15 protein-coding genes are annotated in these 15026 nt (G+C 70.8%); 9 read left to right on the top strand and 6 right to left on the bottom strand.

What is annotated here, in order from left to right; all coding sequences use genetic code 11:
- Positions 1-76: 76 nt before the first annotated feature.
- Complete coding sequence (locus OG959_RS04800; protein WP_326656797.1) at positions 77-841, bottom strand: class I SAM-dependent methyltransferase; 765 nt, start codon at positions 839-841, stop codon at positions 77-79.
- Between the two features lie 246 nt (positions 842-1087).
- Between OG959_RS04800 and OG959_RS04805 the strand changes: the two genes are divergently transcribed.
- Positions 1088-2314, top strand: coding sequence for a metallophosphoesterase (locus tag OG959_RS04805; RefSeq protein WP_326656798.1), 1227 nt, complete (start codon positions 1088-1090; stop codon positions 2312-2314).
- 59 nt (positions 2315-2373) lie between these two features.
- Here the strand turns inward: OG959_RS04805 and OG959_RS04810 are convergent, their stop codons facing one another.
- Both OG959_RS04810 and OG959_RS04815 read right to left on the bottom strand, forming a co-directional pair.
- Positions 2374-3102 carry an SDR family oxidoreductase gene (locus OG959_RS04810; RefSeq protein ID WP_326656799.1) on the bottom strand — a complete coding sequence of 243 codons (729 nt, stop codon included), beginning with the start codon at positions 3100-3102 and terminating at the stop codon, positions 2374-2376.
- A gap of 185 nt (positions 3103-3287) precedes the next feature.
- Positions 3288-4193 carry a helix-turn-helix transcriptional regulator gene (locus tag OG959_RS04815; RefSeq protein WP_326656801.1) on the bottom strand — a complete coding sequence of 302 codons (906 nt, stop codon included), beginning with the start codon at positions 4191-4193 and terminating at the stop codon, positions 3288-3290.
- Between the two features lie 242 nt (positions 4194-4435).
- Here OG959_RS04815 and OG959_RS04820 point away from each other — a divergent pair, with 242 nt between their 5' ends.
- The 4 genes from OG959_RS04820 (at position 4436) to OG959_RS04835 (ending at position 8258) form a co-directional block, all read left to right on the top strand.
- Complete coding sequence (locus OG959_RS04820; protein ID WP_326656802.1) at positions 4436-5413, top strand: aldo/keto reductase; 978 nt, start codon at positions 4436-4438, stop codon at positions 5411-5413.
- Between the two features lie 78 nt (positions 5414-5491).
- The gene (locus OG959_RS04825) at positions 5492-6526 is read left to right on the top strand and encodes a zinc-binding dehydrogenase (protein WP_326656803.1); all 1035 of its coding nucleotides are present in this window, start codon (positions 5492-5494) and stop codon (positions 6524-6526) included.
- A gap of 43 nt (positions 6527-6569) precedes the next feature.
- The gene (locus tag OG959_RS04830; protein WP_326656804.1) at positions 6570-7421 is read left to right on the top strand and encodes an aldo/keto reductase; all 852 of its coding nucleotides are present in this window, start codon (positions 6570-6572) and stop codon (positions 7419-7421) included.
- 207 nt (positions 7422-7628) lie between these two features.
- Positions 7629-8258, top strand: coding sequence for a flavodoxin (locus OG959_RS04835; protein WP_326656806.1), 630 nt, complete (start codon positions 7629-7631; stop codon positions 8256-8258).
- 102 nt (positions 8259-8360) lie between these two features.
- Here OG959_RS04835 and OG959_RS04840 read toward each other — a convergent pair whose 3' ends face one another.
- A complete protein-coding gene (locus tag OG959_RS04840) occupies positions 8361-9194 on the bottom strand; it encodes a PIG-L family deacetylase (protein ID WP_326656807.1) in 834 nt (277 codons plus the stop codon).
- A gap of 225 nt (positions 9195-9419) precedes the next feature.
- On the bottom strand, positions 9420-10355 hold the full coding sequence (locus OG959_RS04845) for a helix-turn-helix transcriptional regulator (RefSeq protein ID WP_326656809.1): 936 nt from the start codon (positions 10353-10355) through the stop codon (positions 9420-9422).
- 56 nt (positions 10356-10411) lie between these two features.
- On the opposite strand from OG959_RS04845, the gene OG959_RS04850 reads away from it, so the two are divergent.
- The 4 genes from OG959_RS04850 (at position 10412) to OG959_RS04865 (ending at position 14385) form a co-directional block, all read left to right on the top strand.
- Positions 10412-10879, top strand: a complete 468-nt coding sequence (locus OG959_RS04850; RefSeq protein ID WP_326656810.1) for a hypothetical protein — start codon at positions 10412-10414, stop codon at positions 10877-10879.
- A complete protein-coding gene (locus OG959_RS04855; RefSeq protein ID WP_326656812.1) occupies positions 10876-11433 on the top strand; it encodes an NIPSNAP family protein in 558 nt (185 codons plus the stop codon). The genes OG959_RS04850 and OG959_RS04855 overlap by 4 nt, the downstream gene beginning before the upstream one ends.
- A gap of 187 nt (positions 11434-11620) precedes the next feature.
- The gene (locus OG959_RS04860; protein WP_326656813.1) at positions 11621-13081 is read left to right on the top strand and encodes a basic amino acid/polyamine antiporter; all 1461 of its coding nucleotides are present in this window, start codon (positions 11621-11623) and stop codon (positions 13079-13081) included.
- A gap of 44 nt (positions 13082-13125) precedes the next feature.
- On the top strand, positions 13126-14385 hold the full coding sequence (locus tag OG959_RS04865) for an arginine deiminase (protein ID WP_326656815.1): 1260 nt from the start codon (positions 13126-13128) through the stop codon (positions 14383-14385).
- A 38-nt stretch (positions 14386-14423) separates the two neighbouring features.
- On the opposite strand, the gene OG959_RS04870 is transcribed toward OG959_RS04865, so the two are convergent.
- A complete protein-coding gene (locus tag OG959_RS04870; protein ID WP_326656817.1) occupies positions 14424-15014 on the bottom strand; it encodes a hypothetical protein in 591 nt (196 codons plus the stop codon).
- Positions 15015-15026 lie beyond the last annotated feature (12 nt).

The raw sequence follows: 15026 nt of genomic DNA on the forward strand, positions 1-15026 counted from the left end.
CCGCGCGCGGTCCGCCTTCCCACAGGCGCGGACGAGCATCGGGAGAGCACCGGACCGAACAGCGCCTGAGGAGGTGTCAGCCTGCCAGCCGGGCCTTCCAGATCTCCTCGCTCGGCCATTGATGGGCCCAGTCCGCGGGAACTTCCGTGTATTCCCTGTGCGCGGGCCGGGGGGCCTGGATCTCGATCAGGTCTTCCACGACGAAGCCGCAGGACCGCAGGAGGCGGAGCATCTCCCCGTGCGGCAGGACGAACTGCACGTGACTCTGCGAGTCCAGCCGAGTCAGCCCGAACTGGCGGCGAAGGAGCGTGGTGGATACCGGCCCTTCGGGCGGTACGCACAGCGCGAACAACGCGGAGTACCGCATGAACACCAGCTGGCCTCCAGGGACCAGCAGCCGGGCCGCCTCCGGGATCCACCGGTACGGGTCACACCACAACGAGGCACCGTACTCGCTGATGGCCAGGTCGAACGTGCCGTCCCCGTAGGGCACCGTCTCGGCATTGCCCAGGACCAGGGGGAAGTCGATCCCGAACTCCGTCTGCATCGCGCGCGCAGTGGCGAGCTGCTGCTCGGAGACGTCGATCCCGACCGGGGCGGCTCCTGCCCTGGCCAGCCAGGCCGACACATAGGCAGTCCCACAGCCGAGCTCGATGGCGCGCATCCCGGCCATGCCCTCCGGAAGCACGGAGACCTGGGACTCAGGAGTGGCCCACAGTCCCCAGCGCGGCTCTTCCTGCGCCCAGTGGTCGCGGGCCAGCGGCCCGTGCCAGGCAGCCGCCTGCTCGTCCCAGTAACGTCGGTTCTGCTCCAGATGGTCCCCGGGGCTGTCATGAGTCATGGAGGCATTCGATCGAAGCCGCCGGTGCCACGGCAACGGAATTACGGCTGGACGGGATCCCGGCCCGCTCGCCATCCCGGCCCGCTCGCCCACGGCCCTCGACGGCCCGCTCTTCGCGCGGGCCGGGATCAACGTCCGTCGAGTCCCGCGGACTACGGCTTCGGCCCTCACTTCTCGATGGCGGCATGGCCGGAACGACCGGGTACAGTGCGCGCCGGCAGTCTGGATTACCTGAGGATGGAAAGCGTGACCGACACCAGCGAAGCCCGATCCGCGGACGGTGCAGCGCAAGCGGCCCAGCAGAGTCGACTGCGCCGCCTGATGCGCTACATCCCTTTGATCGCCCCCGTCCTGCTGTGGGCCGTGCCCTGCTGGGTGCTGCTGCACGCCGGCCAGCACTGGCCGCTCCCCGTGGCGCTGGGCGGCACGGCCCTGTTCGTCCTCGGTCTGGTCACCATGCCGCTCGCGATGGCGCGCGGCCACGGCCGACGGCAGCAGGACCGGGCGGCGATCCTCGGAGACACCCTCCTCGGGGTCGGCTGGGTCCTGTTCACCTGGTCCGTACTGCTCGGCGTCCTGCTGCGCCTCGCCCTGACCGTGGCGGGCGCGGGCGACGGACAGGACCGGGCCAGGATCGTCACGTGGGCGGTTCTCGGCGTGGCCGCCGTGCTGCTCGCGTGGGGGTACACCGAGGCCCGCCGGGTGCCACGCGTGCGCGAGCTCGACGTAGAACTCCCGCGCCTGGGGGCCGGCTTGGACGGCACGCGCGTCGCCCTCATCACCGACACCCACTACGGCCCGCTCGACCGCGCACGCTGGTCGGAGCGGGTCTGCGCGAAGGTCAACAGCCTGGAGGCCGACCTGGTCTGCCACACCGGCGACATCGCGGACGGCACCGCCGAACGCCGCCGCGCCCAGGCCGTTCCGCTCGGCACCGTGCAGGCCACCCGGGCCCGGGTCTACGTCACCGGGAACCACGAGTACTACAGCGAGGCCCAGGGCTGGGTCGACCTGATGGACGAGCTGGGCTGGGAACCGCTGCGCAACCGTCACCTGCTGCTGGAACGTGGCGGCGACACCCTGGTGGTCGCCGGCGTGGACGACGTCACCGCCGAGTCCTCCGGCCTGGCCGGCCACCGCGCCCACCTCGCCGGAGCCCTGGACGGCGCGGACCCGGACCTGCCCGTCCTGCTCCTGGCCCACCAGCCCAAGTTCGTCGACCGGGCCGCAGCGGGCGGCGTCGACCTCCAGCTCTCGGGTCACACCCACGGCGGACAGATCTGGCCCTTCCACCACCTCGTGCGCATCGACCAGCCCGCCCTCGCCGGCCTGACCCGCCACGGCGCCCGCACCCTCCTCTACACCAGCCGCGGCACCGGCTTCTGGGGCCCGCCGTTCCGCGTCTTCGCCCCCAGCGAGATCACCCTGCTCGTACTCCGCTCCCCGCAGCGGCCCTCCGGGCCTCCCGTGTGAACTCCCGATGCCCCGCGGCCGCGGCGAACAGCGCGACGTGCCCCGCGGCCGGGAACCGGTCAGACCTGTTCGAAGTGGAACGCCTTGATGAAGCAGTCGCGCGGCTGGGCGACGGCGAAGAGGATGCACTCCACGAGTGACTGCGCGGTGAGGTCGTCCCGGGCCTCGCGCGGCGTGGTCTCCCATTCCTCGGAGAGCGGGTCAGGGTTGGCGAAGTCGGGCGGGTAGAGGGAGATCACCCGTACCCCCTGGGGCCGCAGGCGCTTGGAGAGGATCTCGGCGAACCCCGCCTGGGCGCTCTTGGCCGCGTAGAAGGCGTCGTGCGCCTCCGAACGGTGATGGCCCGCCGCTCCGCAGGCGGAGACCATGGTCACCACGTCCGGCTTGTCCGAGTTGAGCAGGAGAGGGAGGAAGTTCTTCACCGTGAGAACGGTTCCCGTGGCGCCGGACGCGATCGTGTCCACGATGTCGGTGTCGGAGGCGGATTCGAGGTCCGGGCCTTCGAGGTAGCGCGAACCGTTGTTGATCAGCAGGTCGATGCGATCGGTGCGCAGGGCGACCTCGGCAGCGAAGTCCCGGATCGAAGCGGGGTCCGTCAAGTCGCAGGAGAAGGCGTGGACGTACCGCTGCCCCCGGTCGCGAATCTCGTCGCGCACCCGCTCGGCCGCGGCGAGGTTCCGGGCGGAGAGGAAGACCTCGGCCCCGAGGTCCGCGAGACGGATGGCCAGGGTGCGGCCGAAGTCACGGCCGGCGGCCGTGATGACCACGCGGTGGTTGTCGAATCTCATGTCGTCGCTCCTGCTTCGTGGATGGCCCGCCGGTCGCTGGTCCCGGCTGTTCCGCCGGCCGTACGCCGCCCGGGGGCCGCACCGGCCCCCGCAGGGCCCGGCCTGCGTGCCGGCGCGGCGATCAGCCGCCGGCCGCCCCGTCACGGCGCAGCCGGTCACCCCCTCGGGCCGGTTCCGACAGCCTGTCAGGACTGAGTCCGCCGCGAGGGACCGGCCTTCGTGTCCGGGGTCGTGGCAGCCGCGGGCGCGGTCATGTCGAGCAGGAGCATGGCGTCGTGGTCAGGGGAGCCGGGTTCGGCGGTGTAGGCGCTGAGGCGCTGGCCGGGTGTCCCTTCGAGGTTCATGCCCTGGCCGCTGAGGGTCAGCTCGCCGACCTGGGGGTGGTGGAAGGTCTTCTCGGTCTTCTTCCGGCCGATGACTTCGTAGCGTTCCCACAGCCGGGCGAAGTCGGGGCTCTTGAGCAGGAGTTCGCCGACCAGGCTGGTGAGGTCGGGGGCGTCGGGATTGATTCCGGCCTCGGCCCGCAGGCGGGCGACACAGCCCCGGACCTGGGTGTCCCAGTCGGGGAACAGCTGCCGCGCCGTGGGATGGAGGAAGAGGTAGCGGGCCAGGTTGCGCTGCTTGGCGGGCCAGTCCGCGATCCCGGCGTACAGGGCGAGACCGCCGGGGTTCCAGGCGAGCAGGTCCATGCTGCGGCTGAGGATGTAGGCGGGGCTGGGCCGCATCGTCTCCAGCAGGAGCTTCAGGTGCGGGCGGACCGTCCGGCTCGGCGGGGACGGGGGCTCGGGAGCGTGGTGGGCGGCACGTGCGGCGAGCTCGCGCAGGTGATGGTGTTCGTCGTCGTCGAGGTGCAGGGCGCAGGCCAGCGCGTCGATGACCGCGGGGCTGGGCCTGGTCTCCTTGCCACGCTCGATGCGCGTGTAGTAGTCGATGCTGATCCCGGCCACCGTGGCCAGCTCCTCGCGCCGCAGTCCGGGAGTGCGGCGTACGCCGGGACCGGGTGTGAGGCCCGCGCTCTCGGGGCTGGTCTGGTTGCGACGGGCGCGCAGGAACCGCGCCAGTTCGTCGCCGCTGGTGTGCTCGGCTGCCATGGCTCCATTCTCGCCCGCCGGACACCGGGGCGGCATGCGCCAGGGGGGCCCTGTCACACCCCCGCTGACCGCTCCCTGGCAAAACCCGGCCTGCCTGTACGGCGCGCTCGGGTGCACGGTGGATGACGTCACCCGCTCACCACGGGCTCTCCCTGTTCCGGCCTGCCGGCCGCGTGTGAGGCGGGAGACGGGCGCTGCCGCACAGCAGACTGAAGAGAAATACGCAGAAGGGCTGAAGATCTGTGAAGTACATCAAACTGCGCGACCTGGAGGTCTCCCGGATCGGACTGGGTGCGATGGGCATGTCCCATGGCTACACGGGGTCCGGCACGGACGAGGCGGAGTCGGTCCGGACCGTTCACCGGGCGCTGGAGCTCGGTGTCACCCTGGTCGACACCGCGGAGATCTACGGCCCGTACACCAACGAGGAGCTCCTCGGCCGGGCCCTGAAGGGCCGCCGCGACCAGGTCGTGCTCGCGACGAAGTTCGGTCTCGTCTCACACGCCGGTGCGGGTGCCTGGAACCTGGACAGCAGCCCGGCCAACATCCGCATCGCCGTCGAAGGCTCGCTGAAGCGCCTGGGAACCGACCACATCGACCTCTACTACCAGCACCGGGTCGACCCGAACACTCCCATCGAGGAGACGGCGGGGGCGGTGGGCGAACTGGTCGCCGAGGGGAAGGTCCGGGCCTTCGGCCTGTCGGAGGCCGGTCCGGACACCATCCGCCGTGCGCATGCCGTCCATCCGGTCAGCGCCGTCCAGTCGGAGTACTCCCTGTGGACCCGGGGCGTGGAGGACCGGGTGCTGCCGGTGCTGCGCGAGCTGAACATCGGCCTGGTGCCGTTCTCGCCGCTCGGCCGCGGGTTCCTCACCGGCACGATCCGTTCCGCCGACCAGTTCGACAAGGACGACTTCCGTCGCGACAATCCCCGGTTCACCGGAGAGAACTTCGAGCGCAACCTGCGCCTGGCCGACGAGGTCAAGGCCATCGCGGCCACGGCGGGCGTCACACCGGCGCAGATCGCCCTGGCCTGGCTGCTCGCGCAGGGCGACGACATCGCCCCGATCCCCGGCACCAAGCGCGTCACCCGGGTCGAGGAGAACACCGCCGCCGACGCCGTCGAGCTGACCGCAGAACAGCTCGACAAGCTCACCGGCCTGCCCCCCGCCGCGGGCGACACCCACACCGAGGCCCAGCAGCAGATGCTCGAACGCTGACCGCCGCCCCTGGCCCGACGGCCGGACAGAACGACTGAGCAGAACACCCCCACCCTTCCCCGTAGGAGCACCATCCCCATGCGCGCAGCAGTGATGTACGGAGCCGGCGACGTACGGATCGAGGACCGGCCCGACCCGAAGATCCAGCAGCCCACCGACGCCCTCGTGCGGACCGTCCTGTCGTGCGTGTGCGGCAGCGACCTGTGGCCGTACAAGTCGATGCCCAGGACGGACACCGGCCGCCCGATGGGCCACGAGTTCCTCGGCGTGGTCGAGGAGACCGGGTCCGGGGTCACCGGGGTCAAGCCGGGGGACCTGGTCGTCACCCCGTTCACCTACTGCGACAACACGTGTGACTACTGCGCCAAGGGGCTGCACTCCTCCTGCCGGCACGGCGGCCGGTACGGGCTCGACGGCGTCGACGGCGGCCAGGGCGAGGCCGTCCGGGTCCCGCAGGCCGACGGCACCCTGGTCAGGCTCCCGGTCGGCGCGGACTCACCGCTGCTGCCGTCCCTTCTCGCCCTGTCCGACGTGATGGGCACCGGCCACCACGGCGCCACCACCGCCGGGGTCTCGCGCGGCGACTCCGTCCTGGTCATCGGGGACGGCGCGGTCGGCCTGTGCGCGGTGATCGCCGCGAAGCGTCTCGGCGCGGAGCGGATCGTCCTCATGGGCCGGCACACCGACCGCACCGACCTGGGCCGCGCGTTCGGAGCCACCGACGTGATCGCCGAACGCGGGGACGAGGGCGTCGCCCGTGTGCGTGACCTGACGGCCGGGTACGGCGTGGACAGGGTGATCGAGGCCGTGGGCGCCCGCCAGACCCTGGACACCGCGTTCGCCGCCGTCACCGACGGCGGCACCATCAGCCGCCTGGGCATGCCTCAGTACGAGGAAGGCCCCATCGGCGCCGCGATGATCATGCGGAACATCACCCTCACCGGCGGCGTCTCCCCGGCCCGCGCCTACATCGAGGAACTGATGCCCGACGTCCTCGACGGCACCATCCGGCCGGGCCGCGTCTTCGACCGGACCATCTCCCTGGACGAGACCCCCGGCGCGTACCAGGACATGGCCGACCGGCGCGTTCTCAAGGCCCTCATCACCTTCTGACCACCCCAGCCCACCGGACACATCCCACGCACAGGAGCCATCCATGAAGACCGTCACCCTGAACAACGGCGTCACGATGCCGATCCTCGGCTTCGGTGTCTTCCAGATCCCGCCGGAGGACACCGAACGCACCGTCAGCGACGCGCTCGCCGCCGGCTACCGGCTGCTCGACACCGCCGCCGCCTACGGGAACGAGGAGGCCGTGGGCCGCGCCATCAGGAGCAGCGGAATCCCGCGCGACGAACTGTTCGTCACCACCAAGCTGTGGATCCAGGACGCGCCGGCCGAGGAGAACGCCAGGGCCGCCTTCGAGACGTCGCTGAGCAAGCTCGGTCTGGACTACCTCGACCTGTACCTGATGCACCAGCCCTTCGGGGACGTGTACGGGCAGTGGCGCGCCATGAAGGCACTGCACCACGAGGGCCGCGTCAAGGCGATCGGCGTCGCCAACTTCTACCCCGACCGGCTCGTCGACCTCCTCAGCAACAACGACGTGACGCCCGCGGTGAACCAGATCGAGACGCACCCGTTCTTCCAGCGCACCGACGACCAGGACGTCATGCGGGAGCACGGCGTGCAGATCCAGTCCTGGGGCGGCTTCGCCGAAGGCAAGAACGGCCTCTTCACGAACCCGGTCCTCAGCGACATCGGCAAGGCCCACGGCAAGTCCGTCGCCCAGGTCGTGCTCCGCTGGCTCGTCCAGCGCGGCATCGTCACCATCCCCAAGTCCGTACGGGCCGAGCGCATGGCGGAGAACTTCGACGTCTTCGACTTCGCGCTCACCGACGACCAGATGGCCGCCATCGCCGCGCTGGACACCGGCGCCTCCCTGTTCTTCGACCACCGGGACCCGGCGGTCGCCGGACAGCTCGGCAAGCGGCGGCTGACCGGCTGACCCCACCACGACCCGCGGTGCGCGGGTGCCGCCGACGGCACCCGCGCACCGCCCGGCACCACCGGCCCATGCCGCCGTCCGAGGGAACAGGGGTTGTCCATGTCCCACAAGCAGAAGCGGAAGACCAGCGACGTGCCCATAGGCACCGCGCCCGGGACCGGGCGACGCACACTCCTTCGCGGTGCACTTCTCACCGGAGCGACCCTCATGACCGGAGCCCAGATCAGCGGCTGTTCCTCGTCCAAAAGCAGCAGCAACGCGCCGGAGGCCACGGGCACCACCGAGCGGCCCGGCCTGTCCGCCTCACCGGGCCGGCGGGTCCTGCTGGCCTACTTCTCCCGCCCGGGCGAGAACTACTCCTACGGCGGCCGAACCCACCTCAGGACGGGCAACACCGAAGTCCTCGCGCGGATGATCGGCGAGCGCGTCGCGTGCGACGTGCACCGCATCGAAGCCGTCGACCCCTACCCCGACGGCTACGACGAGACCGTCGCCCGCAACGTCCGCGAGCAGGAGAACGACGCCCGCCCCGCCATCGCGTCCCTCCCGGACTCGATCGACCGGTACGGCACGGTGCTGCTGGCCGGCCCCATCTGGAACGTACGCGCCCCCATGATCATGTCGACCTTCACGGACGCGTTCGACTTCCGCGGCAGGACCGTCCACCCGGTCACGACCTACGCGATGAGCGGCCTCGGCACCACCGAGCGCGACTACGCTGCCTCCTGCCCCGGAGCGACCATCGGCGAAGGGCTCGCCGTACGCGGCGAGGAGGTCCGCGAGGCCGGTGCCGACATCGACGCCTGGATCCGGCGTGTCGCGCTGCACCGGGGCTGAGCCGCGCGGCGAGGGGCCCTGACGGACCGTGACCGCCGGGGCGAGGGCCGTAGCAGATCCTGCGTCACAGCGCCTCGGCCCCGGTCGGGCGGGGCGGGCAGGTCAGCGCAGTCCGGCGAAGAGGTCGTTCTCGGGCACGGGAGCGCCCGTGGTGTCCTTGACGCGTACGAAGGTCTCCATGCCCATGAACTCGCCGAACCTCTCCTTGCCCATCTTGAGGAAGAAGATGTTCTCACCCTGGCTGGCGTGCGCGGCAAGGGCGTCGAACTTCTGACCACTGAACGCGGTGGTGTCCACCCACGTGGTGATCTCGTCGTCGGGGAGACCGATCTCGGCCAGCGCGGCGGTCTCGGCGGGATCCGGCTCCGGCATGTCCTCGTGGAACTCGCGCATGATCTCGCCGAACCGCTGCATCCCCGAGCGGGGCATCGTCGTCCAGTACACCTTCGGTGTCAGCCCGGTCATCTCCAGCGCCGCCGTCGTGATGCGGTTGGCCTGGATGTGGTCGGGGTGGCCGTAGAAGCCGTTCTCGTCATAGGTGACGACCACATCGGGCCGGTAGTGGCGCATGAGCTCCGCAAGCCGGGCGGCGCCTTCCTCCACGGGGGTCCGCCAGAAGGAACCGGGGGCGTCGTTGCTCGGCCAGCCCATCATTCCGGAGTCCGCGTAGTCCAGCATCTCCAGATCGCTGATCTTCAGCACCTCACAGCTCGCCTCGAGTTCCTGGCGGCGCATCAGGGCGACGGCCGCCGGATCGTGCCCGGGGTCGCCCGGCTTGGCACCCCCTTTCCCGTCGCCGCAACCGCCGTCGGTACAGGTCACAAGAACGGTGCGGATGCCTTCCGCCGCGTACCGCGCGAGGACTCCTCCCGTTCCGGTGGCCTCGTCGTCGGGGTGGGCGTGCACTGCCATGAGTGTCAAAGGCCGGTCAGTCATGAAGGAGTCCTTCTGCAGAAAACGCGTACGGGTACGAGTGCGCGGCGGGTACCGCGATCCGGCGACGAGTCCTGGCGGGGCGGACGACCTCGCGGTCTCCGTGTTCCCCCACCCGTGTGATGCCGGTCCCCCGCTGTTGCAACCGTTCCGGACGGGCCTGCTGTTCCCGGCCGGGCGTCCAAGCCGCATCGGCCGTCGCGGACCGGCGTCCGGAGGTGCTCGTCATCAGCCCGGCCGTGAGCCGTAGCGGGTGGCCAGGGTCCGTACGGTGGTGGCGATACGGTCGCGGAGCTCGGCCGGGGCCAGGACCTCGATGTCGGCGCCCAGCCGCAGGAACTCCCCGTGGGCGTGGTCGACCGACTCGATGGGCACCCGTGCCTCGGTCCAACCGTCGCCCGTGGGTGTCACGCCCAGCCGGCGGGCGCCCTCCGCGGTGAGCCGCACCCGCGCCTCCCCGGTGTGCAGCCGGGCCCGGAATCCGGCCAGGTAGCCGGTCCAGTACGTGGCCAGGTCGAAGCCGTCCGGCATGACGAACTCCTCCAGGGGTTGGAATCCCAGGACTTGGTCGACCCGGTAGGTACGGATCCCGGACTGCCCGCCCGCGATCAGGTACCAGCGCCCGGCCTTGAGTACGAGCCCGTACGGTTCCACCCTCCGCTCGATCTCCTCCGGTGCCCGCCAGCGGCGGTACCTCAGGACCGCCGCACGTCGCTCCCACACCGCGGCGGCGACCGGGGCCAGGTGCGGCGTGTGGTCGGCGTCGCCGTACCACCCGGGGGCGTCGAGCAGGAAGCGTTCCTGGATCCGCCCGGCGTGCTCGCGCAGTTCCCTCGGGAGCGCGGCCCGCAGCTTCAGCCGGGCCGTGGCGAGCGCCTCGCCGAGGCCGAGGTCGGCGGCGGCGCCGGGGAGTGCGGCGAGGAAGGCGGCCTGCGCCTCGTCCGCGGTCAGCCCGGTGAGCCGGGTCCGGTAGCCGTCGAGCAGCCGGTAGCCGCCCGCGTGCCCGGCGGCCCCGTACAGCGGGATACCGGCGGCGGCGAGTGCCTCGGTGTCCCGGTACACCGTGCGGACGGAGACCTCCAGTTCCTCGGCCAGTTGCTGGGCCGTCATCCTGCCCCGGTTCTGGAGCAGCAGAAGAAGGGTGACCAGCCGGCTCGCGCGCATGTCGCCCAGTATCCACTGACAGAAGGTGTCAGTGGAGTGCTCGTAGCTTGGGGCGCATGAACGACTTCGACTTCCTGCACGGCTCCTGGGACGTGGCCAACCGCCGTCTCACCGCACCGCTCGGACCCGGCCCCGCCACCTGGACGGAGTTCCCCGGCCACTCGGTGATCCGGCCCCTGTTCGAGGGCGCCGGCAACATCGACGAGATCGTCTTCCCCACCCTCGGCCGCCGGGGAGCGACGCTGCGGCTCTTCGACCGCGAGACGGAACGCTGGTCGATCTACTGGTCCGACAGCAGGACGGGCCGGCTGGATCCGCCGGTGTCCGGCACCTTCGACGGCGATCGCGGCGACTTCCACGGCGAGGACACCTACGACGGGCGTCCGGTCCGGGTGCACTTCACCTGGTTCCGCCTCGGGCCGGACACCGCCCGCTGGGAGCAGGAGTTCTCCGGCGACGACGGCCACAGCTGGGAGCTCAACTGGATCATGGACCTCAGCCGCACCGGGCGGGACGGCGCATGAGCATCGTCGAACTCCGGCAGTACACCCTGCGCCCCGGGGCCCGGGAGGCGCTGATCGAGCTGTTCGAGCGCGAGTTCGTGACCGGTCAGCAGTCGGTGGGCATCACCGTCGGCGGCCGGTTCCGCGACCTGGACGACCCGGACCGCTTCGTCTGGATGCGCGCGTTCCCCGACATGACGCACCGCCGGCGCTCGCTGGAGGCCTTCTACACCGGCCCGGTCTGGCGGGAGCACCGGGACGCGGCCAACGCCACCATGGTCGACAGCGACGACGTCCTGCTGCTGCGCGGCCCCGGCTTCCCAGCGGATCCGCGCACCCGTGAGGTGGTCGCGACCGTGTGCCACCCGTCCGGTGCGGCTCCCTTCGACGCGTACGCCGCCCGGCATCTGAGCCCGGCTCATGCGCTGCATCGCACCGAGCACGCCGCGAACGACTACCCCCACCTGCCCGTCCGGACCGGGGAGGACGTCCGGGTCTGGTTCGGCCCCGCGGAGCCACCGCCCTGGCCGGCGCGGCGGCTGCGGCTCGAACCGGTGACGGTTCAGCACGCCTGAGGCGCGCTTCGCCCGGCATGAAGTCCGGGCATTCGCGCCATATGTACCGTATTGCACTATATTTCGATCGACGGATGCGTGGGGCGCAGGAGTTCGACTCGGCTCATGAAGGGGGGTTGCCGCACGACGAGCGGGCGCGGGCCCCTGCGCGACCTCCCACTCCTCCGGCGCCCAGACGAGGGAAGTCATGAGCAACGCAGAGACCGGCACACCGGCCGGCACCTCCGGTGACCGGACCGCGGCCAAGCTGACCCTGGTGACGCTGACCGCGATGGTGGTCGGCTCGATGGTCGGGGCCGGGGTCTTCTCTCTGCCGCGCCGCTTCGCGCAGGAGACCGGGGTGGCCGGGGCGTTGATCGCCTGGGCGATCGCGGGGACGGGCATGCTGATGCTCGCCTTCGTCTTCCAGACGCTCGCCGTGCGGCGGCCGGACCTGGACGCCGGTGTGTACGCGTACGCCAAGGCCGGGTTCGGCGAGTACCTCGGGTTCTTCTCCGCGTTCGGCTACTGGGCGAGTGCCTGCGTCGGCAACGTCACGTACTGGGTGCTGATCATGTCGACGATCGGCGCGATCTGGCCCGCGCTCGGTGACGGCGACACGTTCCTCGCCGTCGTCCTCTCCTCCGTCGGGCTGTGGGCGTTCTTCCTGCTGATCCGGCGCGGCGTCAAGGAGGCGGCGGCGATCAACAGGATCGTCACCGTGGCCAAGGTCGTGCCGATCCTGGTGTTCGTCGTCCTTGCGCTCTTCTGCCTCGACACGGATGTGTTCGTGGACAACTGGGGCGGGGCAGACTACGCGGGCTCACTGTTCAACCAGGTCCGCGGGACGATGCTGGCCACGGTCTTCGTCTTCCTCGGCGTCGAGGGCGCCAGCGTCTACTCCCGGCACGCCAAGCGGCGGGAGGACGTCGGCCGGGCCACGATCCTCGGCTTCCTCAGCGTCTTCGCCGTCTTCGCCTCCGTCACCATCGTCTCGTACGGCATCATGCCGATGGCCGAGATCGCCGAGCTGCGCCAGCCGTCCATGGCCGGTGTGCTGGAACACGCCGTCGGCACCTGGGGCAAGGTCTTCGTCAGCGTCGGCCTCATCGTCTCCGTGCTGGGTGCGTATCTCGCCTGGACGCTGATGGCCGCGGAAGTGCTCTTCGTCGCCGCCAAGGACAAGGACATGCCCCGGTTCCTGGGCCGTGCCACCTCCCAGGACGTACCGGTCCCCGCCCTGCTCATGACGACCACGCTGAGCCAGGTCGTCCTGGTCGTCACGATGTTCTCCGACGACGCGTTCAACTTCGCGCTCGACCTGACCAGCGCCCTCAGCCTGATCCCGTTCCTGCTCGCCGCCGGGTTCGCCGTGAAGATCTGCTTCGGACCCGACCGTACGAAGACCTCGGGCCGGAGCACCCGCCCGGAGCTCGTGGTCGCCGTCGTCGCCACGGTGTACACGGCCTTCCTGCTGTACGCGGCCGGGCTGAAGTTCGTCCTCGTCTCCTTCATCCTCTACGCCCCCGCGACGTTCCTGTTCGCCAAGGCCCGGCGCGAGCAGAACCGGCGGCTGTTCTCACCCCGCGAGGCCCTCATCTGCGCCGTCTCGGTCGCCGGTGCCGTGCTGGGCGTGATCGCCCTGGCGGTGGGCTGGATCGAGGTGTGACCCGTACCCGACCCGTGCCGTACCCGATCGAAAGGCGCACTGCGATGAGTTCAGACACCGCTCCCGGACCGGCCCTCGGCGTCCACTCCGAAGTCGGCCGGCTCCGCAAGGTGCTGGTGTGCGCGCCCGGCCTCGCCCACCGCCGGCTCACCCCGACCAACTCCGACGACCTGCTCTTCGACGACGTCATGTGGGTGGAGAACGCCCAGCGCGATCACGCGGACTTCGTCGACCAGCTGACCGGGCACGGAGTCGAGGTCGTCGAGCTGCACGAGCTGCTCGCCCGGACCATGGACATCCCCGAGGCCAGGAGCTGGCTCCTGGACCGCAAGATCGTGGCCAACGAGGTCGGCCTCGGGCTCATCGACGACACGCGCGCCTTCCTGGACTCGCTCGACTCCCGGCAGCTGGCGGAGTACCTCATCGGCGGGCTGTCGACCGCCGACCTGCCGGCCGGGTTCCGCTCCGGCTACGTGGCGCTCGCCCGCGAGGCGACCGGGGCCCGCGAGTACCTGATGCCCCCGCTCCCCAACACCCTGTACACCCGCGACACCACGTGCTGGCTCTACGGCGGGGTGACGCTGAACCCGCTCTACTGGCCCGCCCGGCACGGGGAGACCCTGCTGATGAAGGCCGTCTACACCTTCCACCCCGACTTCAGGGACAGCGTGGTGTGGTGGGGCGATCCCGAACAGGACTGGGGCCAGGCCACGTTCGAAGGCGGTGACATCATGCCCGTCGGCAACGGGGTCGTCCTCATGGGCATGAGCGAACGCACCTCCCGCCAGGCCATCACCCAGGTCGCCGCCTCCCTGTTCAGGAACGGCGCGGCCGAGCAGGTCATCGTCGCCGGAATGCCCAGGCTCCGCTCCGCCATGCACCTCGACACGGTCTTCACCTTCGCCGACCGTGACATCGTCACCCTCTACCCCAGGATCATGGACGCGGTGCACACCTTCTCGCTGCGCCCGGGCGACAAGGGGCCGGGGGTGGAGATCACCGATGAGGGATCGACGCCGTTCGTCGACGTCGTCGCCAAGGGGCTCGGTCTGCCCGGGCTGCGGGTGGTCGGGACCGGCGGCGATGTGTACGCCTCCGAGCGGCAGCAGTGGGACAGCGGCAACAACGCCGTCGCGCTGCGGCCCGGCGTCGTCTTCACCTACGACCGCAACACCCAGACCAACGCGCTGCTGCGCGAGGCGGGGGTCGAGGTCATCACGATCGTCGGCGCCGAACTCGGCCGTGGGCGTGGCGGCGGCCACTGCATGACCTGCCCGCTGATCCGCGAGCCGGTCGACTTCTGATCACGGCCGGCGGACGCCGTGCCGGTCCCGCGGCACGGTCAGGGGGTCGCCGCGGAGACGACGTAGACGACCGGTGCCGCCGGGTCGGTCATGTTGACGGTGATGTCCTGCGTGGGGCGCGGGTCCTTGTTGGTGTGCGTGGTGCCCGCCCACGACAGGCCGCCGTTGAAGTACCAGCCCGCGATCTTCATGTCGCGCTCGCCGATGGTGAACTTGCCGTCCTCCAGCGCCGCCCGGCCCGTGCCCACCTGGGTCAGGAACCGGTCCAGGCCGTTGGACGACGTGCGGAACTGCACGTACATCCGGCTGGCCTTCCAGTTGTTGGTCTCGTAGTACTGGACCTGCACGGCGTCCTTGGGGATCGGCACCTCGAAGATGCGGCGGAGCATCCGCGACGGCCAGCCCTCACGGAGCCCCTGCGCCGCCGCCTCGGCGGCCTTGTCCTGGCCGGAGCGGCGGCTCTGGCCCGCGGAGATCAGCAGATAGCCGGCCGGGATGCCGATGAGCAGCACGATGATGGTCGCCGTGATCAGACGCCGGCGGATGGTCCGGCGCCGGTCCTCGGGCGTCGGTCCCCCGCCGGGCGGCGGGGACTGGCGCGGCACGACGGGGTGCTCGGCTGCGGTCATGGGTGCGGGGAT

It is taken from the genome of Streptomyces sp. NBC_00385, from assembly GCF_035917155.1.
Lineage (GTDB): Bacteria > Actinomycetota > Actinomycetes > Streptomycetales > Streptomycetaceae > Streptomyces > Streptomyces poriferorum.

Coding starts and splice junctions, on each gene's coding strand:
- OG959_RS04800 (WP_326656797.1), bottom strand. CDS start 841: ATGACTCATGACAGCCCCGGGGACCATCTGGAGCAGAACCGACGTTAC.
- OG959_RS04810 (WP_326656799.1), bottom strand. CDS start 3,102: ATGAGATTCGACAACCACCGCGTGGTCATCACGGCCGCCGGCCGTGAC.
- OG959_RS04815 (WP_326656801.1), bottom strand. CDS start 4,193: ATGGCAGCCGAGCACACCAGCGGCGACGAACTGGCGCGGTTCCTGCGC.
- OG959_RS04825 (WP_326656803.1), top strand. CDS start 5,492: ATGCGCGCAGCAGTGATGTACGGAGCCGGCGACGTACGGATCGAGGAC.
- OG959_RS04830 (WP_326656804.1), top strand. CDS start 6,570: ATGAAGACCGTCACCCTGAACAACGGCGTCACGATGCCGATCCTCGGC.
- OG959_RS04835 (WP_326656806.1), top strand. CDS start 7,629: ATGACCGGAGCCCAGATCAGCGGCTGTTCCTCGTCCAAAAGCAGCAGC.
- OG959_RS04840 (WP_326656807.1), bottom strand. CDS start 9,194: ATGACTGACCGGCCTTTGACACTCATGGCAGTGCACGCCCACCCCGAC.
- OG959_RS04845 (WP_326656809.1), bottom strand. CDS start 10,355: ATGCGCGCGAGCCGGCTGGTCACCCTTCTTCTGCTGCTCCAGAACCGG.
- OG959_RS04850 (WP_326656810.1), top strand. CDS start 10,412: ATGAACGACTTCGACTTCCTGCACGGCTCCTGGGACGTGGCCAACCGC.
- OG959_RS04855 (WP_326656812.1), top strand. CDS start 10,876: ATGAGCATCGTCGAACTCCGGCAGTACACCCTGCGCCCCGGGGCCCGG.
- OG959_RS04860 (WP_326656813.1), top strand. CDS start 11,621: ATGAGCAACGCAGAGACCGGCACACCGGCCGGCACCTCCGGTGACCGG.
- OG959_RS04865 (WP_326656815.1), top strand. CDS start 13,126: ATGAGTTCAGACACCGCTCCCGGACCGGCCCTCGGCGTCCACTCCGAA.
- OG959_RS04870 (WP_326656817.1), bottom strand. CDS start 15,014: ATGACCGCAGCCGAGCACCCCGTCGTGCCGCGCCAGTCCCCGCCGCCC.